Genomic DNA, 18,660 nt, shown 5'->3' with positions numbered 1-18,660 from the left:
TGGTCTCTCCTCTGGTTTCTCAGGCCTCTGCGGCCGGGTGCGTGTCCGGATCGTAGACCGGCACGATGCGTGGACGGCCCCCCTCGGCCTCTTCCACGGCGATCTCGGTTTCATAAATGGCGCTCAGGCGCTCGGCTGTTAAGATGTCCGCGCCGGGACCGTCCGCGACAAGACGTCCCTCATGCATCAGCGCGACGCGGTCGGCGAAGGCAGCCGCGAGGTTCAGATCGTGCAACACGACCAGAACCCCCTCGCCCAGCCGCGCCGCCCGGCGGGCGATTCGCATGGTGGTGATCTGGTGCGCGATATCCAGGCTGGCGGTCGGCTCATCCAGCATGAGGTAGCCGCAAGCCTTGTCGGAGGCGGCGAGCTGCACCAGCACCCGGGCGAGATGGGCCCGGTGGCGCTGCCCGCCGGAGAGGATCAGGCAATTGTCGTCGGCACGGCCGAGCAGCGCGACATCGCGCAGCGTCTCCCGAATCAGCACATTCACCCGCTCCGGCGGCACGTCGCGCGGGATGCCCAGGGCAAGCAGCTCGCGGACCGTGAAGGCCGCACTCAGGGTTGGCGCCTGCTCCAGCACCGCCCGGCGGCGCGCGAGATCCGCCGGCGACAGGCTGGTGACGATCCGCCCGTCCAGATGGATATTCCCCTCGTCCGGCGCGAAATCCCCGGCCATCGCGGCGAGCAGGGTCGACTTGCCCGCACCGTTCGGCCCGCAGAGCGCGACCATCTCTCCCGGCCGCACCTTGAGGCTCACGTCCTGCAACACCCGCGTTCTGCCAAAGCTGTGTCCGACCCCCTGCGCTTCCAGCATCAGAGCCCTCCGCGCTTCATGCGGCGCATCAGCAGCCAGAGGAAGAAAGGCCCGCCGATCATGCTGGTGGCAAGCCCGATGGGCGGTTCGGTCGGCGGCACCACCATGCGGACCGCGAGATCGGCGCCGAGGATCAGCGCGCCGCCGATCAGAGCCGCTGCCGGCAGCACATTGCGGTGCGCCGGGCCGACAATGAGGCGGGCCATGTGCGGCGCGACGAGACCGATGAACCCGATGGGGCCGGCCGCCGCGGTCACCGCGCCGACCGCGATCGCCGTCAGCAGCGCAATGCGCCATTTCTCCCGTTCGATATCGATACCGGCGTGGAACGCCGCGCGCTCGCCGAGCTGAAAGAGATCGAGGGAACGGCCCATGGTGAGCAGGCCGAGCGCCGCCGCTAGGGCGAGCGCGGTCGTAACCGAGACCTGCATCCAGTTGCCGGAGGCAATCGAGCCCATCGACCAGAAGGTCAGGTCACGGAGCTGCTGGTCGTCGCTGATATAGACCATGGCGCCGATCAGGGCGCCGGCGATGGCGTTCACCGCGACACCCGCGAGGATCAGCATCGCCACGTTCGTGCCGCCGCTGCGATGCGAGAGCGAGAAGACGAACCCGGTCACGGCCATGCCGCCGATGAAGGCGCCGAGCGGCAGGGCATAGGGGCGGACAGGCGCCGGCAGATCGCCGACGAAGTAGTTTCCGAGGACAATGACGGTCACCGCGCCGACGGCCGCACCGGCGGTGACGCCGATCAGGCCGGGATCGGCAAGCGGATTGCGCAACACGCCCTGCATGGCGCAACCGGAAAGCGCAAGGCCGAGACCGACGGCGAGGCCCAGCACGGCGCGCGGCAGGCGGATCTGCAGCAGGATGGCGGTCGGCCCGCGCTCGCCCTCGCCGACAAGCACGGCCAGCAGGTCGCCCATCCCGAGCTGCACCGGACCGAGGACGAGTTCCGCGAAGACGATGACGAGCAGCGCCGCCCCCATCAGTCCGAAGATGGGAACACCGCCTCGGCGGTCCGCAACCCGGCGCGGCAGGGCCGTTGTCTCGGACATCCGGGCTCAGCCGCCGCGCAGTTCGGTCGCCAGCGTGCGGACCGCTTCCGGGACCCGCGGGCCGAAGCCGAGCAGCAGCATGCCTTCCATCGCGACGTAGCGGCGGTTCTTGCCGGCCGGCGTCAGCGCGAATTCCGGACGGGTGAGCATCGTGTCGATCCCGCCCAGCCGCTCGACGGTCTGCGACATCATCAGCAGCACATCCGGCGCCGCCTCGATGATCGCTTCCTGGGACATCGGCTTGTAGCCGGGGAAGCCGCCGGCGGCATTGTCGCCTCCCGCGAGGGAGATGATGGCGTCTGCCGAGGTTCCGCTGCCGGCCACCAGCGGGGCGCCGTCGCGTTCGCTCAGCACAAAGATGACCCGCGGATGGTCGCTATACCCCTTCGCGACCGCAAGCGCCGCTTTCATCTCGCTCTCTATCTTTTCGGCGAGCGCCGATCCCTCGGCTTCGAGACCGATCGCCTTGCCGACAAAGCGAACCTTAGCCAGGACGCCGTCCATTGAGTCCCCCTTGGGAGCGAGCTCGACCCGAAGTCCAGCCGCCCGGAGCTGTTCGACCGCAGTAGGAGGGCCGGCGTCATGCGCGGCCAGAAGCAAATCGGGCTGGAGCGAGAGAATGCCTTCCGCTGCAAGTCTGCGGATATAGCCGATCTGCTCCTTGCTGGAAACCTCCGCCGGATGGTTGGAGGTGGTGTCTACCGCGATGACACGGTCGCCGGCGCCGAGCGCGTAGATGATCTCGGTGATGTCGCCGCCCGCGGACACGATCCGCTGCGGCGTTTCCGCCGCCGCCGGACTGCCGAACAGCAAGGCAACGGCGAACAGAGCGAAAACGGCTTGCTTCATGCCGCTTCTCCCGTGACGAAGCCGTTGATCAGGTTCAGCCAGGCCTCGGGCTCTTCCTCGCCTTCGCCCCGGACCGGGAAGAACTGGCAGATCGTCGAGCCGTCGGCGGCGAGGCAGTCGAGCGAAGTAATATCGAGGCCCTTTTCGGTCGAGACCTTGCAGACCGCGTAGCAGCTGTCGATCTGATCGTCCTTCAGATGAAGATTGAAGCGCGGATCAAGGATGTTGAGCCACCCGGCGGCGCGCTTGATCGTCTTTACCGGGCCGGAATGAACCTGCACGCAACCGGGGCCGCGCACGAAGCACATGATCGGCAACCCGCTCTCGGCGACGCTGTTCAGCATGTACTCGACGGAGCTGACAGGAACCGGGCGGGCATAATGTTCACCGGCGAGGCGCAGCGCCTGACGGCGGCTGAGACCAAGTTCCGCGAGCATCCGGTTAAACTGGTGACCGTTGCCGAGCCGGCTCCAGCGCCCGCGGAGATCGTCCACGTCAACCTCGCTGTCGGGTTTCTCGGACGCTGCGGGTTCCAGATCGGTGAATGAAAGCGGCTGCGGGTCCGGATCGACGAAATCTCCGACTAGCGCCAGGAACGCATCGAGATCCGTGCCGCTCACGGCGTAGATCTTGAAAGCCGCGGTACCGCTCGCATCGAAGAATTGCAGGGAATGCCGCGTCATCTTCGGCGACTCGTCGACCACGTGGAAGCCGGTTACCCAGCGGGTGAAGAACATCCGGAGGTCGATTTCGCGACCGAAGGCGGAGCCCATATGCGTATTGAAGCGCATATTCTCGAAGATGCCGGTCTTCTCGTGCACGCAGTACTCGTTGCGCGTGAGAACCATGACATCCCCGGCCTCGGGCATCCGCTCGATGAGGGGGACGACATCCATGCCGGAAACCGAAAGCCGGCGGACGCTGCCTTCAAGCTCGCGCGCCTCCAGAAGAGCCGCCTCGGGAACGCCGAGGGCTTCGGCCGCCGTCCGCGCCCGGATCCCTCCCTGCTCCTCCTTCATGCGATTGAGCTCTTTCAGCAGGTTTTCCGCCGGTTTGGTCCGCATTGTCGTCTCCCTCAGGTAAGTCGGCTGGTCAGAATTGCTTGGCCAGCGTCAGCCGGAACGTCCGGCCGTTGCCGTTGTCGCCGGACAGATGTTCGCGATAGGTCTTGTCGAGGACGTTCTCGATGCCGAACCGGACTTCCGAGCCCTGCAGCATGCCTTCCGACGGCTTCCAGCTCGCAAACAGGTTGTGCACGGTGTAGCCGGGCGTCTCCGACGTGCTGCCGGAGACCTTGTCCTGACCGGCGGCCATCACACCGCGCCAGCCGAAATCGAGATCGTAATCCGGGACCCGGCCGCCGACGGTCAGCACGAGTTCGTCCGCCGGGATCGAGTTCAGATCGGTGCCGTCTTCCTTGTTCTCGCCGCGGATTGCCGTGTAGGCCGCGCGGGAGAAGAAGAAGGTGGACTCGTAAGCGGCCTCGAACTCGACTCCGTAGATCTCCGCCTCGCCGACATTGAAATAGGTCGAACGGGTGTTCTCGCGCTCGATCAGGTCCTTGATGTCGTTATGGAAAAGCGTCGCCTTCGCGGTGACCGCATCGGTATCGAGCGCGACGTTGCGGAACGAGGCCGCGATACCGCCTTCGATATTGGTCGACTTTTCCGGATCGAGATTGAGGTTGCCGCTGTTCGCGTCGTAGACCTCGTCCAGCACCGGCAGCCGCTCCGTGTAGGAGACGGAACCGAAGATGCCCCAGTTCTGGTTCATCTGATAATGCGCGGCGAGTTTCGGCGAGAGCGCGGTGTTGTCCACGCCCTCGGAGACCGCGAGATTGCCGGCCGGCGTCAGCTCCTGATAGTCGAGCCGCAGCCCCGGAATGAGGGTCAACTTGTCCCAGAGGATGAGCTCGTTCTGCACATAGACGCCGTACTGCTCGCTTTCGCCGCCCGGGTGGAAATCGATGCTGCCGCTGGTGTTGGTGGCAGTGATCGGCTGATCAGCCGTACGCTCCTGAAACGCGGTACTGACACCCGTGATCAGGTAGTTCTCATAGCCGTCGCCGTGAAATGCAGCGGTGTTCTCTATCCGTGCCTGCCAAGTCTCGTAAGCATAGAAGGTATCGGCGAAAAGCTGCGACGTGCTGACAGCGCCGAGCGACGCGTCGGACTGATCGACCTCGGTGTTCGAGTAGGAGCCGAAAAGTTCCAGATCGATCAGCTCGTTGCTCGCCGGCTGGAAATCGTATTTCAGAACCGCGGTCTGATCGGTCACCTCACGATCGACAGTTCCGAAGGCCGAGGAGGTGTTGGTCTGCGCGTAGTCGCTGTCGTTCGCCTCGGTTTCCCAGTGCTGGTAGGACAACGTGACCTTATGGGCCTCGCTTTCGCCGAACTTGTAGGAGCCCTTGATCAGGCCCGACGGCGCCTCGTAATCGGAACCGGAAACCGCGTTGCCGTCCCCGTCCTCGTATTCGTTTGCCCGTCGGTAGATGAAAGCGCCGAGCAGATCGAGATTCTTGGTCGGCCGCGCGGCGGCGACACTGGAGGACAGCAGACCTTCCTTGTTGCTGTGAAACTCGAATTTCTGCCGGAAGGCATACTGGTCTTCGCCCTGCAGGTAATCCGCGGCGTCCTTCGTCGTCAGGTCGATCACGCCTGCCAGCGCCCCGGCGCCGTAAAGCGTCGAGGAGGCCGGGCCACGCAGCACTTCGACCCGCTTGTAGAGCTCGGGATCCGAGAAGAAGGAACCGAGGCGGTACTGCTCGTGGAACTTGGTCGCACCGTCGACCCGCACGATCAGACGATTCTCGTCCGAGGCGCCGAGCGTGCCGATGCCGCGGATGTTGAAGCTCTCGCCGAGGATGCGCTCCGAGCCGATGGCTTTCACGCCGGGAAGATCCGTCAGCACATCGCCGATGGTTGTCGGCTGCGCCGCCTCCAGGTCTTCCTGGTCCACGACGGACACGGATTGCGGGGTCTCGATGGCCACTTTTTCCTTACCTGCGGAAATCACGATCCGGTCGAGCTGTGTGGCTTCGTCGGCATGAGCCGGCAGTGCCACAGCGGTGGCGATGGTCGCCGCCGCAGCGATAAACACACGCATTCAAGAGCCTCTTCGTCTCAAGGTCGCTGATAGTTAGCTGCCTAGCGAAAAGGCTGGGTGGCTGATGATGCTGGCCGGAGCGGCGCTCCGTTGGTCCGGTTATTTCGTCAGAATGAGCTTGTTGTTGTTCGTGACGCGGAGGCGATACTCGGCCCCGTTAAAAAGGAGAAAGACCTCCCGGTCGTTTCCCATCAGATCGCTGACATGAATACGGTTCTTCTCGATCGAACCCTGCGTTTCCGGCTCGGAAACGGTCATGTCGCCTTGCGGCTTGTCCGAAGGTGTCCCCGCCAACAACTCAGCTACTCCTGCCGATCCCAGACCACACGAAACGGCGTTGCCCGCCATACCGTTGATCTGTGTCATAAAGGATTGATTTCGTAAATGCAAATCATTCGCATTTCATCGATGGAATACTCTTTCATGACAAACGTCTTACCGAGGCCGCTTCAGCGCAGCCGGAAGTCGATGGAGGTGGTCAGCTCCAGGGTCGCCCCTGCGATCTCGGGCGGCATGGACGGAAGCGGATCGGCACGTTTCAGGAGATCCAAAACGGCGTCGTCGAGAACGCGCTTGCCGGAGCTCTGCACGATCGCGTGTTCCAGGACGCTCCCCGAGCGATCGATCATGAATCGAAACTGGACCGTTCCCTCATAGCGCCGCAAACGAGCCGCCCGAGGGTATTTCTTGTGCCGCTCAAGCCAATTTTGCAGCGATGCATAATAGGATTTCTGTGCTCCGGCGGCCCCGCCGCCGCCCGACGATGCCTGCGAAGCACCCGCGACCGCGGATCTGGTCGGAGCCGACGCCAAAGCATTGAAGGTACTATTGCCTTTCTTCTGCTGCGCCAGGCTCCGCTCAAGCGCCGGCTCAGCTACAGGCACCTCGGCCGGCTTGACCGGCTCCGCCGGTTTCGGCGGGACCGTTGCGGGGGCGGCCGCGGTCTCAACCTTCGGCGCGGGTTTCGGACGAGACTGGGGCACCGGCGGCGGCGCATCGGCCACATCCACGGTTTCGACAGTCTCTGTCTCGACCTCCGGAACCTCGACGGCCTCCACCGAAACAGCTTCGGGTTCAACAGGCACCTCGACCGGATCCGGTTCGACGGCCTCCGCCACCTCCACCGGCTCGGCCGGCGCCGCTTCGACGGTTTCGACGAGATCCGTGACCGGCACGGTATCGACCGGCTCCATGATTTCTTCGGCAGTTTCCGGGACATCTACTGGAGCGACCGGCGGCGCCTGCTCAAGGGACACTTCGTCTGCCTGGCCTTCGGTGACGCCTTCAACCAGCGTCGTCGCAACCTCTCCGAGTTCCTGAGCGCCCCCTGCCTCGCCGATCATGATCGTCAGACCGCCCGAGGCGGTATCGAACGCACCGGTCGCCGGATCCTCGAACACGGCCATCGACCAGATCACTGCGCCATGCAGAGCGACCGCGACGGTAAATCCCGTCACCTTCGAGGAAACATTACCGCGGATATCGATTGCCGCGCTCATGACGCCCCCGTGGCCAAGAGGCCGAGTTCCTTGAGACCGACCGCGCGGAGTTCCTCGATCAACGCAATCACGTCCGCCGCATCGCTTCCCGCATCCGCTTTCAACTTGAGGCGTCCGTCCGGATGTTCGGCGAAATAGGCCTGCAACCGGGCAACGATTTGCGCGCGCGGCACGATTTCGTCACGGAAGGAAAGCGTCCCGTCATCGTCCACGAGGAGCATCGCGGTCGTATCGTCCGGGGTCTCGGTACTTAGGGTTTCCGGCGGCTCGATATCCAGCAGGTCCGCCTTTTCCAGCGCGCCCGCCAGCATGAAGAAGATCAGCAGCAGGAAGACGACATTGATCAGCGGCAGCACATTCTCGGCTGCGGATTTCCGCTTCGGCTTGACCAGTTGCATCGCTCAGCGCTCCGGCCGGCTGGCGAGCGTGACGTCGCTCAAACCCTGCGCCGCCGCCTGATCGACCGTGTCCACCACGGCCTGCAGCCTGACGCCGCGCTCCGCCTCGATAACCAGCTTCGGCTTTTCCTCGCGCCCGGCAAGCACCACCAAACGCTCCGAGAAGCGGGCATAATCCATCTCCTCGCCGGAAACGAGGTAGCTGCCGTCAGTCCGCAGCTTCACCATCACAGAGCCTTCGGACGCCTTGCCGGCCCCACCCAGCTTTGCCGTCTGCAGACCGATCGCCCGCCAGTCGAGGAAACTCGAAGCCAGCATGAAGAAGACGAGGAGAATGAAGACCACGTCGATCAGAGGCGTGAGAGAGATCTCCGCCGCCTGCCGACGCCGTCGCGCAGCGAGGCGCATGACTGCCTACTCCGCACCCTGCAGGGCGGCGGCAGCTTGTACCGGCGCCTCAACCGGTTCCGGCGCAAGCCCTGGAGCCGCGGTGAAGACCTGCGTCACCGCGTCCTCCATGTCCCGCCCGGCACGCTCCACCACCCCGTCGAGTAGCTGATGCGCCGCCGTCGCCGGGATCGCGACCACAAGGCCCGCGGCCGTGGTCAGCAGGGCGACCCAGATACCGCCCGAGAGAATGGACGGATCGACCTTGTTTCCAGCCTCCTCGAGCGCCTGGAAGGCGTCGATCATGCCGATCACCGTACCGAGCAGGCCGATCAGAGGGCTCAGCATGGCGATCGACGCCAGCAGGCGGAGACCTGAGTTGAGGCGGTCGAGGAAAAGACCGGCGACACGCTCAACCTCCTCGCGGGCGCCCTCCTCGGGCAGCTCTCCGCTCAACCGGAGCTGCATCGCGTATCGCGAGAGCGCCGCGGCCGGATTGCCGTTGCCGGTAATCAGCCCGACAGCCGCCCGCCCCTGACCGGCCCGCCAGAGCTTCAGGGCCTCGTCCCGCTCGCCGCCGCCCCAGAGGCGCAGCATCAGGAACTGAACGAGCTTGGAGACGAAGACCGTCGTCGCCAGCACGGAAAGCAGCGCGAGCAGATACATGATCGGCCCGCCGGCCTCCATGAACTCCCACACCTGATCGAAAGCTGACGTCATGATGTTACTCCTGAAGCCGGACCGGCTACTGGGTGAAGGGAACGTCCGTCCGCGAGGCGGTTTCGAGACTGTCGGCGCAGAGCTCCGGCGCCACCGCTTCCGCGCCGTCGATCTCGCAGGCGAGCACGCCGTTCATCAGCATCCGCCCGACATTACCGCACTCGATTGATTTGAGATCGAACAGCTTGACCCGCGTGTGCTCGTGCTTGATCGGACCGAGTTCAGGGCCCACCCGGCGCGCGACCACACCGTCCGCGTCAAAAGCGACCAGATCGAGTTTCAGTCGCGCGAGATCCATGCCCGTTGCGTTGTTCAACACCCAGGTCGTCCGGCAATCGGCACCGGCCGGCTCCACCTTGTTGAGCTCGATCAGAAGCCTCTTATCCGCGAGATCCGCCGACTCGGCGGAAAGCGGAAGAACGATAGCGGTCAGCGCGGCCAGAGCCGTCCAGGGAAAACGCCGGAAGCGCATGTGCGTACCTTCGCGGAAAGAACGAATTGCGAGTCATTCGCATTACATGGACCTTGGTACAATAAGGCCTCTGCGAATGCAACCGCTGTCCGCGACGGAATCGCGCTCAATCGTCGAGGACCGTTCCGTCCAGCTCCGTACGGGCGAAGTTCAGCCGTTCCATGATCGGCGCATCGGAAAAACGGAAGAGGTCGAACCGTGTCTCCGCCCGCAGCGACCACTGGATCCAGGACGGCACCACGAACATGTCTCCCGTCTCCAGCTTGTGTTCGGTTCCGTTCAGGAGCACCGAGCCCTCGCCGTCAAACACCTGAAAGACGGAGGAGCCGACTTCGCGCCGTGGGGCACTTTCGCTGCCCTCGCGCAGGCGATGGAACTCCGTGCGGATCGTCGACATGACGTCTCCGCCGGTTGTCGGGTTCACATAGCGGATCGCCGCATGTCCCGGCTCGACCATGACGTCATAGCCTTCGTCCTCAAGCTTGAGCTGCTCGGACAGTGCCCGGTCGGTATAGTCCCAGCGATAAGCACCGATCGGCGAGCTGGGCGTCGCCTTCAGGCGGGAGAGAGGACGCAGTCCCGGATGGCACCAGAGGCGCTCGCTGCGGGAGAATTCCGGTGTCGAGCTGTCGCTCACTTTCTCCGGCCCGAACTCGAAGAAACCGACATCGTTCTGCTGCGAAAACGGGATGTCCAGCCCGTCGATCCAGGCCATCGGCTTGTCGGTGACATTCTGGTGACCGTGGAAATGCCAGCCAGGAGTCAACAGCAGGTCGCCGCGGCTCATCCGGACCGGATCGCCGTTCACCACCGTCCAGACCCCCTCGCCCTCGACGACGAAGCGGAAAGCGTTCTGGGAATGACGATGCTCCGGCGCGGTCTCGTTCGGCCCGAGATACTGGATCGCCGCCCACATGGTGGGGCTGACATAGGCGTTCCCGCCGAGCCCCGGATTGGCGAGGCCGATGGCCCGGCGCTCCCCGCCCCGGCCGACTGGCACCAGCTCGCCGGACTTCTCCGCGAGCGGCAGCAGCTTCGACCATTTCCAGACATGCGGCACCGCCTTCGGAGACGGATGCGGCGGCATCAGATCGGCGCGCTGGGTCCAGAGCGGCAGCAACGACTCTTCCTCGAAGCCCTTGTAGAGCGCCCGCAGCTCCGGCGTGTCCTCCGGCTGCATTCCATGCGGGGCCGCGCCCTTGTCCTGTTCCGCGCTCATCGACCGTCTCCTCTCTGATCGGTTCTTGCCGGGGCCGTCTTCGATGCGACCACATTTCTTTCCGGCATTTACTCAACTGAATACCCGTTGCGATCACGGGTCAAGTTGATAAGTATACTTATTATAGCGCGCGCAGCAGGCGAACCGGCGATGACACTCGAAATCCACGGCATGATCGGACACCTGATCCGGCGCCTGAACCAAATCTCGGTCTCGATCTTTCAGGACCGGCTGAAAGCGGAGGGATATGAGCTGACGCAGGTGCAGTACGGCGCGATGACCGTGCTGGAAAGCTATCCCGGCATCGATCAGGCCACCCTCGCCGGACTGATCGCCTACGACCGCGCGACGATGGGAACCGTACTGGAGCGTCTGGTCGAGCGGGGATGGGTCGACCGGCGCGTCAATTCACAGGACCGGCGCGCGCGGCAACTCTATCTGACAGAGAGCGGGAGACAGCTCCTGCACGCCGTGTCACCGGTCGTGCGCGAGATCCAGGACCTCATCGTCGACGGCCTCACGCCGGAGGAGCAGCAGGATTTCATCCGGCTCGCGGAGAAACTTGCTACAGCGGGCAATGAGCGCAGCCGTGCGCCATTGATCACCTAACGCTGCCCCCCTATCCGAAATTCGCCGGCAAGCTCGGCATCACTCTCCGAGGTCAATTATCCAATACAAAGAAACCAGATTTTTTTTCAGGTTTTGGCAAATTAAGATTGGGTACGGTGGACCTTCTCAGCTATCTCTTTAACCATGAAGCGGGGGATCAAGTTTAAGGCTGCCAGCCTTCTCGCAATGCTGGCTATTGCGCTGCAAGTATTATGGCCAGGTACACTCGCCATTGCAGCCTCGAATGGCGCCGATGTTTCATCTCTCATCTGTGCGACACACGAACAGCCATCGGCGGACGCGATCGCCGCAGGTAAACGGATTGCAGCGCTCCTTGGCAGCGATGCTGCAGACCATCAACCACCGAGTGGACATTGCTCGTTTTGCAGCCTTGTACAGGCGATGTCCCTGCCCGAGCCCTACGCTGTAGCGGCCCGCGCAGAGTATACGTCAGTCGCGGACTACACCCGTTCTGATCGCAACTGCTGTACTTGCAAGGTCCATGGATCATCGCTCGGTTCTCGCGGGCCTCCTTATCGCTCTTGAACGGAATAAACCGACCGGCGCCCTAAAGGTGCCGTTTCAGAGCGCGCTTTTCTAAAGCCCGCTCACCGAGCTGATCGCGAGAATTTCTATGCAATCGAAATTGTATCTTCGCTTCGTCTACGGAGCGGCACTTGTGGCAATCGCCGCACCGGTTTTTGCGCAAGACACCGGCTCACCATCAGCGCAAAGCAATGCCGTATCTTCTTCTGAAGCCGAAAGCACCGCAGTTCAGGCAACCCTTGACCCCATCCGCGTTTCGGCCCCCCGTTCGGCCCAGGATGATGCACGGGAAAAGCTAGATCTGCGGGCGGGCGGTACGTCAGTGATCGGCGCCGAGGAATTTGAGGACAGCCGCGCAACAACGCTTAGCGACGTTCTCATATTCGCGCCGGGCGTGGTGGCACAAACCCGCCATGGCGAGGAGACACGATTGTCTATTCGCGGTTCAGGCATCCAGCGCGGTTTCCAACTTCGCGGTATCCAGCTTTATCAGGATGGTATTCCCTTGAACTTCGCCGATGGAGCGGGGGATTTTCAGTCTATCGATCCACTTGCACTCGAGTTCGTCGAAATATGGCGGGGCGCCAATGCGCTCGAATACGGGGCCAGCACGCTTGGCGGGGCCGTCAATTTCGTTACGCCGACCGGGCAAACCTCGGCTCCGGTCGCCACGAGGCTTGATGCCGGCTCTTTCGGTCAACGGCGTGTCAATCTACAGGCGGGAGGAGCGCAGGGAAATCTGGATGGCTTCCTCAATCTGAGCTTGGGTGAACAGGACGGATGGAGAGATCAGTCCGCAACAAGAGCGACAAGAGCTTCGGCCAATGTCGGTCACCGCATCAGTGACAGCCTGGAAGCGCGCCTCTACCTCAATTATGTGGACTCGGAACTGGAATTACCCGGCGCCCTCACCCTCGCCCAGACCAACGACGACCCGGAGCAGGCAGCTTCACGCTATAGTGAGCTCAATGCTTCCAACGACTATGAGATGGGCCGGGCAGCGCTCCGCTTTACATGGGCACCGGTCGAGAACGCTGAAATCACCACGTCCGTCTTCTATTCAGAGAGAGATCGCCATCATCCGACGATTTTCGGCATTCTCGATCAAGACGCACGGAATATGGGAGTGGATGTACGGGGCGTCTTTGATTTCGCGGAAACAGATGCTGCGCGACGGCTTGTGGTTGGCGTAACGGGTGCGCAATACCTTGCGGATGAAGACCGTTACTCAAATTCAGATGGTCAGCGTGGAACCTACCGAGGACGGACGGAGCTCGACGGGAGGACTTACACCACCTACGCCGAATATTCTCACGGTCTCAGTGATACCCTAACAATCCAAGCGGGCGCCCAATTTACGCGCGCCGACCGGACACTTGATAATCTGTCATCGCCAACTCAAAGCTATGACAAATCGTTCTACGGCTTGAGTCCGAAGCTCGGCGTTCTCTACGAGATCAGCGATGCCGATCAGGTTTTCGCGAATATCAGTCGCAGCTTCGAGCCTGCGCCCTTCGGAGAGGCGCGGGTCCTGCCTGATCTCCCCCTGCCGGATGCGCAAGAGGCAACGACTTTTGAGATCGGCTGGCGTCGGCGAGTTAGCGGAGTGAACATTGAAGCCGCCGCGTACTACTCGACGATTGATAATGAGTTCCTGGCACTCGTCGATGAAGACGGCGCCTCTCTCGGGACCACAAATGCTGATGCGACCGTCCATCGTGGTTTCGAGTTTGGCGCCAGTTTTCCGCTGAGCGAGACCGTGGCGCTGAAGGCCAGTTACACGTGGAACGACTTCCGATTCGATGACGATGCCAGCTTCGGAAACAACAACTTGGCCGGCGTTCCACCCCACATCCTCAATGCCCGGCTTTCGTGGGCACCCGTGTCGTGGCTGACTGTCTCTCCTGTGGTCGAGTGGCGGGGCGGAAAGACTTGGATCGACCATGCGAACACTGTCAATGACAACGGTCACGCCCTATTGCATCTCGGCGTGTCAGGGAACCTGTTCGAAAAAGCCGAGTGGTTTGTCGATGCCCGGAACCTGACAGATGAAGCGTATGTTTCCAGCACGCTCGTGCGTGACAATGTGAACGGCGCTGATAGCGCGAGTTACTTTCCCGGCGATCCTCGTTCGGTTTTTGCCGGCATACGTTTCCGCTGGTAAACATCAGCTTAGCAACCCCGGCGCCATCCTATGGATGCCGGGGTTTATTTTGCTGACAAATTTAGAAAGCTGTCAGTTCTTCCGGATCATGTATTCGACCGGCCAGGTCACGATCTCGGGGAAGACCCCGATGATCAGGATGCCGAGCAGCATAAGGAAGAAGAACGGCACCGACGCCTTCGTCACCTGGATAATGTCGCGACCGGTCATACCCTGCAGGACGAACAAGTTGAATCCGACCGGCGGTGTGATCTGCGCCATCTCGACGACGATCACCGTGAAGATCCCGAACCAGATCAGGTCGATCCCCGCATTCTCCACCATCGGCAGCACCACGGCTGCGGTCAGCACCATCATGGAGACGCCGTCCAGAAAACAGCCGAGGAAGATGTAGAGCACCGTCAGAAGCACCAGCAGCATCGCCGGCGAGAGGTTCCAGGCATCGACATAGCCCGCCAGCACCCGCGGCACGCCGGTGAAGCCCATGGCGATGGAGAGGAAGGCCGCCCCCGCCAGAATGAACGCAATCATGCAGGAGGTGCGGACCGCGCCCATCAGGCTTTCCATGAAGGAGGCCCAGTTCAGGGACTTCGACCACCAGGCGAGACCAAGAGCACCGAGCACACCGATCGTCGCGGCCTCCGTCGGCGTGGCGAAGCCGCCGTAGATGGAGCCGATCACGCAGAAGATCAGCAGCACCACAGGGAACAACAGGCGCGAGGCCTTTACCTTTTCCAGGAAACTCAGCCTCTGTTCCTCGCGGGGTGCGAGCGCCGGGTTCATGAGGGCGCGGATAGCGACATAGGTCATGAAGATCCCGATGATCAGAATACCCGGGACGACCCCGGCGATGAACATGCGGGAGATCGATTGCTGGGCGATCACGCCATAGACGATGAGCATGATCGAGGGCGGGATCAGCAGGCCGAGCGTGCCGGAGCCGGCCAGCGTGCCGATCGACATCCTCTCGTCGTAGCCGCGCTTCTTCAACTCGGGGATGCTCATTCGGCCGACGGTTGCGCAGGTCACCGCGCTCGAGCCGGCGACCGCCGCCATCACGCCGCAGCCGACGATATTGACGTGCAAAAGGCCGCCCGGCAGGCGCGCCAGCCAGGGCGAGAGCCCGTTGAACATGTCGGAGGAGAGCCGCGTGCGGAACAGGATCTCGCCCATCCAGACGAAGAGCGGCAGCGCGGTCAGCGCCCAGTTCCAGCTCGCGTCCCAGACCGTACTGGCAAGTAGCGAGCCGGCCGGCGCGGGCGAGAAGAATTCGAGGGCGAAGAAACCGACGGCGAGAAGTGCCGGCGCGACCCAGATGCCCGAGGCCAGCAGGCCGAGCATCAGGATGAAGAGAATTGCGGAAATGACACCTGCGTCCATCAGTCGTCCCCCCCGTCCTTGAAGAGTGCCGAGGAATTGGCGACGTAGCTCGGGGTCTGGCCGCGCAGGATGCCGATGAGCTCGTCGATCAACGCGATCGTCAGGATCAACGCGCCTACGGCCATCGCCGAGCGCGGGATCCAAAACGGGATCGCCAGCAGCCCAGGGCTGATATCGCCGAAGACGTAGGAGAAGTAGACGAGGTCGAAACTCCAGTAGGTCAGATAGCCCATCGCGGCCGCACAGAAGCCCACGCCCCAAAGCTCGGTCACTTTCGCCAGGGGTCCGGAGGCAAGCCGGATCAGCAGGGTCACGCGGATGTGGCCGTCATGGCGAAAGGTATAGGCGAGCCCGAGAAAGGTCGAAGCCGCCAGGCTGAAGCCGGCGCTTTCCGTGGAATCGATTGCGACGCCGAAGAAGCGGCCGATGATCTGAGCGACAATGGTGAGAGAGATCGCCACCAGAAACAGAGCGGAGAGATAGCCGCTGCCGAGATAGAGGCCGTCGAGAAGCCGTCGAACCGCCATGAAGTGTCCCTCGGGGATGGGTCTGGAAAATCCGTAAGAACGGCGGCCGCGGAAGTTCCGCGGCCGCCGTCGTCAGATGCTTATTGCAGAGCGAGGTAGCGATCGAGGATCGCGTTCGCTTCCGGGCTCGCGCCCTCGCGCCAGCCTTTCATCATTTCCTGGCCGATGCCTTTCATCTTCGCGACGACTTCTTCCGGCGCGTTGGCGGCTTCCATGCCGTTCTTCTTCAGAACGCCAATCTGATCCGCCGTGGTCTGGGCGCTCATTTCCCAGCCGCGCAGTTCCGCCTTCGCGGCGGCGGCGAGGATGCCGGCCTTGTCTTCAGCCGACAGCGCGTCGAAATACTGCTTGCTCACGACGACCGCGTTCTTGGAGAAGATCGCGCCCGCGTAGGTGAAGTTGCTGGTATTGTCCCAGGCCTGAATGTCGATACCGGTCTGCGGCGAGGTGAAGAGCGCCTCGATCAGGCCGGTGGAGAAGGCCTGCGGGATTTCCGCGAACGGCAGGATGGTGGCATCGAAGCCGAGCATCTCGCCCATCTTCTGGGTCGCGGTGGAGTAGATCCGCAGCTTCTTGCCGGAGAAGTCGGCGGTCTTCGTCACCGGGAACTTGGTATAGAAGCCCTGCCCCGGCCACGGGGTGTAGTAGAGGATCTTCAGGCCCGCTTCGTCGAAGATCTTGTCGAAATATTCCTTCTGCAGATCTTTCAGCAGCCAAGCTTCGGCATAGGTCGAAGCGATGAACGGCAGGCCGGCGAGAATGTACATCGGGTCTTCGTTGCCATAAACGCCGAGACGAATCTCGCCGATCGGAATCTGCCCGCGCTGCAGGGCGGTCTTGATCGCGTCCAGCTTGATCAGGCTGTCGTTGGAATTCAGCTTGATGTCGACCGAGGTGGTCGCCTTCACGTCCTCGATGAACGCCTTGATGTTCTTGGTGTGAAAGTTGCTGTCCGGATAGCCGGAAGCCATGAGCCATTCCACGGCCTGGGCCGAGCCGGCAGTCGCCAGCATGCCGGCGCCGATGACGGCCGATGCCAGAAGAGTCTTCAGATTACCCATTTGCCACTCCTGTTCTTTGGATTGAGGCGGCGAGGAACCGCCCGAGAGGAAGAGAGCGTCGAGGTGTCCGGAACCGGCAAGAGAGCGGTCCAAACGCGCGCCTGCCGACCATTTGCAAATTAGAGTCCAGATTCCCCTCAGATTTTTTTCTTTAGAATCCGTATGTTCCGGGGATTCTCTGCTGTCGCCGGACTATATTCTTGCTCACTTTCTGAGCAGAGCCGGTGTCATTCTGACTGGATACCGGGCAGTAGAACCTCAGCACCCTTTCCCATTTGCCATTCTGGCAGACCTGCGAGCCGGCGCCAATGATGCGCTATGTCATCGCGCCGGGCGCACCAGATGCCGTCCAGACCGGACAGATGTTTCAACACCGCTTCGAGCCCGGCAATTCGCCCCGGTCGGCCGATGATCCGCAAATGCAGACCAATGGTCATCATCTTCGGCCGCTCCGCCCCTTCGGCCCAGAGCCAGTCGATGGCGTCGATACAGTACTTCGCGAAATCCTCCGCGAAGACGAAACCGCCGCCGCGCTGGAAGCGCATGTCGTTGGTGTCGAAACCGTAGGGCACGACCACATGGCTCCGGCCGCCGACCTCCATGACGAAGGGCAGATCGTCGTTATAGGCGTCGCTGTCATAGAGAAATCCGCCCTCCTCTACGAGCAGGCGGCGGGTGTTCGCACTCGGTGCCGAGCGAGTGTGCCAGCCGACCGGCCGCACCCCAGCGACAGCGCGAATATCGCGGACGCAATTCGCGATCACCTCACGCTCCCGCGCCTCGTCCATCCCGGCATGTCGCTCCCAGAGATAGGAGTGGCAGCCGATCTCGTGGCCGCGCGCGACCAGGTCCTCGGCCATCCAGGGTGACAAGGTCAGAGCCCGGGCGCAGCAATTGGCGTAGGCCTTCACCCCGTACCGGTCGAGCAGGTCCATGACGCGCCAGTATCCGGCGCGGGTGCCGTACTCGAAGTGGGTGTCCTTACAGGGATCGGGCGCGCCGTCGACCCGCTCGACGATTTCGTAGACATCCTCGTTCCGATCGTCGCCGAGACTGATCGAGTATTCCGCGCCTTCCTCTACGTTGACGACGAAAGATACGGCGAGCCGCGCACCGTCCGGCCATTCGGCATGCGGCGGCGTCTTGCCGTAGCCGAGAAAGTCCCGTCCGCCCATCTCAGGCGCTTTCGATCATGTTCCGGATCCGCCGCGCCGCGGCCGGAACGGGCCCGACGATCGGACAGGGCGGGTTGCTCGCCGCGAGAGTCTTGGCGGCATCCGCCAGCGGCCCGCCGCCGATCACCACGGCGTTCACATCGCCGCGCGCGACCACCTCGTCGATCATGCCGCGCAGGGTTTCAACCAGCGCTTCCGGTTGGCTCATCAGGACATAGGCGTCGGTCTTGGTGGTCAGTTGGACCGAGAGCTTGTCGCGCACGCCGTAGCGCTCGGCCAGTCCGTTGATCGGATCGAACAAGTTAGGCGTCGGCGTGACGATGGCGAAGTTGCCGTATTCGGCGGCTTCCAGCATCCCCGACTCCGCTATGCCGACGACCGGCACGGGGAGCTTCGCGCGCAGTTCCTGCAGCGCCGGGTCCCCGAAAGCGGCGACGATCACACCGTCGAGCGGATCGCGTCCCTTGTCGAAGGCCTCCACCATGAGGTTCGTCGCCAATTCGAGCCCCGCATCGTCGGTAATGATCGAGGGGGCACCCTCATTGGTCATCTCCTCGACATACCAGCCATCGCCGAGTTCCTCGCGCACGGCGACCGCCATGCGTTCGGTCACGTATTCGGTCGCGTTCGGATTGATCAGCAGAATACGGCGGTCTTTTGCCATGACTTCG

Annotated in this window: 20 protein-coding genes; 3 read left to right on the top strand and 17 right to left on the bottom strand. The window is 62.8% G+C overall.

Going from position 1 to position 18,660, the window contains the following annotated elements; all coding sequences use genetic code 11:
* Nucleotides 1-19 precede the first annotated feature (19 nt).
* From NUH88_RS16635 to NUH88_RS16580, 12 genes are all read right to left on the bottom strand, one after another.
* Nucleotides 20-817 (bottom strand): heme ABC transporter ATP-binding protein, encoded by a 798-nt coding sequence (locus NUH88_RS16635; RefSeq protein WP_257767519.1) that lies wholly within the window; start codon nt 815-817, stop codon nt 20-22.
* On the bottom strand, nt 817-1,875 hold the full coding sequence (locus NUH88_RS16630; protein ID WP_257767518.1) for a FecCD family ABC transporter permease: 1,059 nt from the start codon (nt 1,873-1,875) through the stop codon (nt 817-819). The genes NUH88_RS16635 and NUH88_RS16630 overlap by 1 nt, the downstream gene beginning before the upstream one ends.
* A gap of 6 nt (nt 1,876-1,881) precedes the next feature.
* Entirely contained in the window at nt 1,882-2,724 is an 843-nt protein-coding gene (locus NUH88_RS16625) for a heme/hemin ABC transporter substrate-binding protein (RefSeq protein ID WP_257767517.1), read from the bottom strand.
* The gene (locus tag NUH88_RS16620; RefSeq protein ID WP_257767516.1) at nt 2,721-3,788 is read right to left on the bottom strand and encodes a hemin-degrading factor; all 1,068 of its coding nucleotides are present in this window, start codon (nt 3,786-3,788) and stop codon (nt 2,721-2,723) included. Before NUH88_RS16620 ends, NUH88_RS16625 begins: the two co-directional genes overlap by 4 nt.
* Nucleotides 3,789-3,816: 28 nt before the next feature.
* A complete protein-coding gene (locus tag NUH88_RS16615; RefSeq protein WP_257767515.1) occupies nt 3,817-5,832 on the bottom strand; it encodes a TonB-dependent receptor domain-containing protein in 2,016 nt (671 codons plus the stop codon).
* A gap of 99 nt (nt 5,833-5,931) precedes the next feature.
* Entirely contained in the window at nt 5,932-6,198 is a 267-nt protein-coding gene (gene hemP / locus NUH88_RS16610) for a hemin uptake protein HemP (RefSeq protein ID WP_257767514.1), read from the bottom strand.
* A gap of 83 nt (nt 6,199-6,281) precedes the next feature.
* The gene (locus NUH88_RS16605; RefSeq protein ID WP_257767513.1) at nt 6,282-7,331 is read right to left on the bottom strand and encodes an energy transducer TonB; all 1,050 of its coding nucleotides are present in this window, start codon (nt 7,329-7,331) and stop codon (nt 6,282-6,284) included.
* Nucleotides 7,328-7,729: an ExbD/TolR family protein gene (locus NUH88_RS16600; protein ID WP_257767512.1), complete on the bottom strand. Its 402-nt coding sequence runs from the start codon at nt 7,727-7,729 to the stop codon at nt 7,328-7,330. The genes NUH88_RS16605 and NUH88_RS16600 overlap by 4 nt, the downstream gene beginning before the upstream one ends.
* Before the next feature lie 3 nt (nt 7,730-7,732).
* Nucleotides 7,733-8,137, bottom strand: a complete 405-nt coding sequence (locus NUH88_RS16595; RefSeq protein ID WP_257767511.1) for an ExbD/TolR family protein — start codon at nt 8,135-8,137, stop codon at nt 7,733-7,735.
* Between the two features lie 6 nt (nt 8,138-8,143).
* Nucleotides 8,144-8,836: a MotA/TolQ/ExbB proton channel family protein gene (locus tag NUH88_RS16590; protein WP_257767510.1), complete on the bottom strand. Its 693-nt coding sequence runs from the start codon at nt 8,834-8,836 to the stop codon at nt 8,144-8,146.
* Between the two features lie 25 nt (nt 8,837-8,861).
* Nucleotides 8,862-9,308, bottom strand: coding sequence for a hypothetical protein (locus NUH88_RS16585; RefSeq protein ID WP_257767509.1), 447 nt, complete (start codon nt 9,306-9,308; stop codon nt 8,862-8,864).
* 106 nt (nt 9,309-9,414) lie between these two features.
* The gene (locus NUH88_RS16580) at nt 9,415-10,527 is read right to left on the bottom strand and encodes a cupin domain-containing protein (RefSeq protein WP_257767508.1); all 1,113 of its coding nucleotides are present in this window, start codon (nt 10,525-10,527) and stop codon (nt 9,415-9,417) included.
* A 150-nt stretch (nt 10,528-10,677) separates the two neighbouring features.
* Here NUH88_RS16580 and NUH88_RS16575 point away from each other — a divergent pair, with 150 nt between their 5' ends.
* The 3 genes from NUH88_RS16575 (at nt 10,678) to NUH88_RS16570 (ending at nt 13,846) form a co-directional block, all read left to right on the top strand.
* Nucleotides 10,678-11,136: a MarR family winged helix-turn-helix transcriptional regulator gene (locus NUH88_RS16575; protein WP_257767507.1), complete on the top strand. Its 459-nt coding sequence runs from the start codon at nt 10,678-10,680 to the stop codon at nt 11,134-11,136.
* A 144-nt stretch (nt 11,137-11,280) separates the two neighbouring features.
* Nucleotides 11,281-11,682, top strand: coding sequence for a DUF2946 family protein (locus tag NUH88_RS22350; RefSeq protein ID WP_505483640.1), 402 nt, complete (start codon nt 11,281-11,283; stop codon nt 11,680-11,682).
* A gap of 88 nt (nt 11,683-11,770) precedes the next feature.
* Nucleotides 11,771-13,846: a TonB-dependent receptor family protein gene (locus NUH88_RS16570; protein WP_257767506.1), complete on the top strand. Its 2,076-nt coding sequence runs from the start codon at nt 11,771-11,773 to the stop codon at nt 13,844-13,846.
* 72 nt (nt 13,847-13,918) lie between these two features.
* Here NUH88_RS16570 and NUH88_RS16565 read toward each other — a convergent pair whose 3' ends face one another.
* From NUH88_RS16565 to NUH88_RS16545, 5 genes are all read right to left on the bottom strand, one after another.
* Nucleotides 13,919-15,226, bottom strand: coding sequence for a TRAP transporter large permease (locus tag NUH88_RS16565; RefSeq protein WP_257767505.1), 1,308 nt, complete (start codon nt 15,224-15,226; stop codon nt 13,919-13,921).
* Nucleotides 15,226-15,753, bottom strand: a complete 528-nt coding sequence (locus tag NUH88_RS16560; RefSeq protein ID WP_257767504.1) for a TRAP transporter small permease — start codon at nt 15,751-15,753, stop codon at nt 15,226-15,228. The genes NUH88_RS16565 and NUH88_RS16560 overlap by 1 nt, the downstream gene beginning before the upstream one ends.
* An 80-nt stretch (nt 15,754-15,833) precedes the next feature.
* Nucleotides 15,834-16,814, bottom strand: coding sequence for a TRAP transporter substrate-binding protein (locus NUH88_RS16555; RefSeq protein ID WP_257767503.1), 981 nt, complete (start codon nt 16,812-16,814; stop codon nt 15,834-15,836).
* Nucleotides 16,815-17,041: 227 nt separating this feature from the next.
* On the bottom strand, nt 17,042-17,989 hold the full coding sequence (locus NUH88_RS16550; RefSeq protein ID WP_257767502.1) for a polysaccharide deacetylase family protein: 948 nt from the start codon (nt 17,987-17,989) through the stop codon (nt 17,042-17,044).
* A gap of 1 nt (nt 17,990) precedes the next feature.
* Entirely contained in the window at nt 17,991-18,653 is a 663-nt protein-coding gene (locus tag NUH88_RS16545) for an aspartate/glutamate racemase family protein (protein ID WP_257767501.1), read from the bottom strand.
* Nucleotides 18,654-18,660 lie beyond the last annotated feature (7 nt).

It is taken from the genome of Nisaea acidiphila (genome assembly GCF_024662015.1).
In the GTDB taxonomy this organism is placed as follows: domain Bacteria; phylum Pseudomonadota; class Alphaproteobacteria; order Thalassobaculales; family Thalassobaculaceae; genus Nisaea; species Nisaea acidiphila.
The sequence above is the reverse complement of the archived record's forward strand: the minus strand, read 5'-3'. Positions and strand labels throughout refer to the sequence as shown.

What these genes read in the sequence shown, in the direction of transcription:
- NUH88_RS16630 (WP_257767518.1), bottom strand. Translation starts at nt 1,875, where the DNA reads ATGTCCGAGACAACGGCCCTGCCGCGCCGGGTTGCGGACCGCCGAGGC.
- NUH88_RS16590 (WP_257767510.1), bottom strand. Translation starts at nt 8,836, where the DNA reads ATGACGTCAGCTTTCGATCAGGTGTGGGAGTTCATGGAGGCCGGCGGG.
- NUH88_RS16580 (WP_257767508.1), bottom strand. Translation starts at nt 10,527, where the DNA reads ATGAGCGCGGAACAGGACAAGGGCGCGGCCCCGCATGGAATGCAGCCG.
- NUH88_RS16560 (WP_257767504.1), bottom strand. Translation starts at nt 15,753, where the DNA reads ATGGCGGTTCGACGGCTTCTCGACGGCCTCTATCTCGGCAGCGGCTAT.
- NUH88_RS16605 (WP_257767513.1), bottom strand. Translation starts at nt 7,331, where the DNA reads ATGAGCGCGGCAATCGATATCCGCGGTAATGTTTCCTCGAAGGTGACG.
- NUH88_RS16545 (WP_257767501.1), bottom strand. Translation starts at nt 18,653, where the DNA reads ATGGCAAAAGACCGCCGTATTCTGCTGATCAATCCGAACGCGACCGAA.
- NUH88_RS16615 (WP_257767515.1), bottom strand. Translation starts at nt 5,832, where the DNA reads ATGCGTGTGTTTATCGCTGCGGCGGCGACCATCGCCACCGCTGTGGCA.
- NUH88_RS16620 (WP_257767516.1), bottom strand. Translation starts at nt 3,788, where the DNA reads ATGCGGACCAAACCGGCGGAAAACCTGCTGAAAGAGCTCAATCGCATG.
- NUH88_RS16595 (WP_257767511.1), bottom strand. Translation starts at nt 8,137, where the DNA reads ATGCGCCTCGCTGCGCGACGGCGTCGGCAGGCGGCGGAGATCTCTCTC.
- NUH88_RS16585 (WP_257767509.1), bottom strand. Translation starts at nt 9,308, where the DNA reads ATGCGCTTCCGGCGTTTTCCCTGGACGGCTCTGGCCGCGCTGACCGCT.
- NUH88_RS22350 (WP_505483640.1), top strand. Translation starts at nt 11,281, where the DNA reads ATGAAGCGGGGGATCAAGTTTAAGGCTGCCAGCCTTCTCGCAATGCTG.
- hemP (WP_257767514.1), bottom strand. Translation starts at nt 6,198, where the DNA reads ATGACACAGATCAACGGTATGGCGGGCAACGCCGTTTCGTGTGGTCTG.
- NUH88_RS16575 (WP_257767507.1), top strand. Translation starts at nt 10,678, where the DNA reads ATGACACTCGAAATCCACGGCATGATCGGACACCTGATCCGGCGCCTG.
- NUH88_RS16570 (WP_257767506.1), top strand. Translation starts at nt 11,771, where the DNA reads ATGCAATCGAAATTGTATCTTCGCTTCGTCTACGGAGCGGCACTTGTG.
- NUH88_RS16600 (WP_257767512.1), bottom strand. Translation starts at nt 7,729, where the DNA reads ATGCAACTGGTCAAGCCGAAGCGGAAATCCGCAGCCGAGAATGTGCTG.
- NUH88_RS16625 (WP_257767517.1), bottom strand. Translation starts at nt 2,724, where the DNA reads ATGAAGCAAGCCGTTTTCGCTCTGTTCGCCGTTGCCTTGCTGTTCGGC.
- NUH88_RS16555 (WP_257767503.1), bottom strand. Translation starts at nt 16,814, where the DNA reads ATGGGTAATCTGAAGACTCTTCTGGCATCGGCCGTCATCGGCGCCGGC.
- NUH88_RS16550 (WP_257767502.1), bottom strand. Translation starts at nt 17,989, where the DNA reads ATGGGCGGACGGGACTTTCTCGGCTACGGCAAGACGCCGCCGCATGCC.
- NUH88_RS16635 (WP_257767519.1), bottom strand. Translation starts at nt 817, where the DNA reads ATGCTGGAAGCGCAGGGGGTCGGACACAGCTTTGGCAGAACGCGGGTG.
- NUH88_RS16565 (WP_257767505.1), bottom strand. Translation starts at nt 15,226, where the DNA reads ATGGACGCAGGTGTCATTTCCGCAATTCTCTTCATCCTGATGCTCGGC.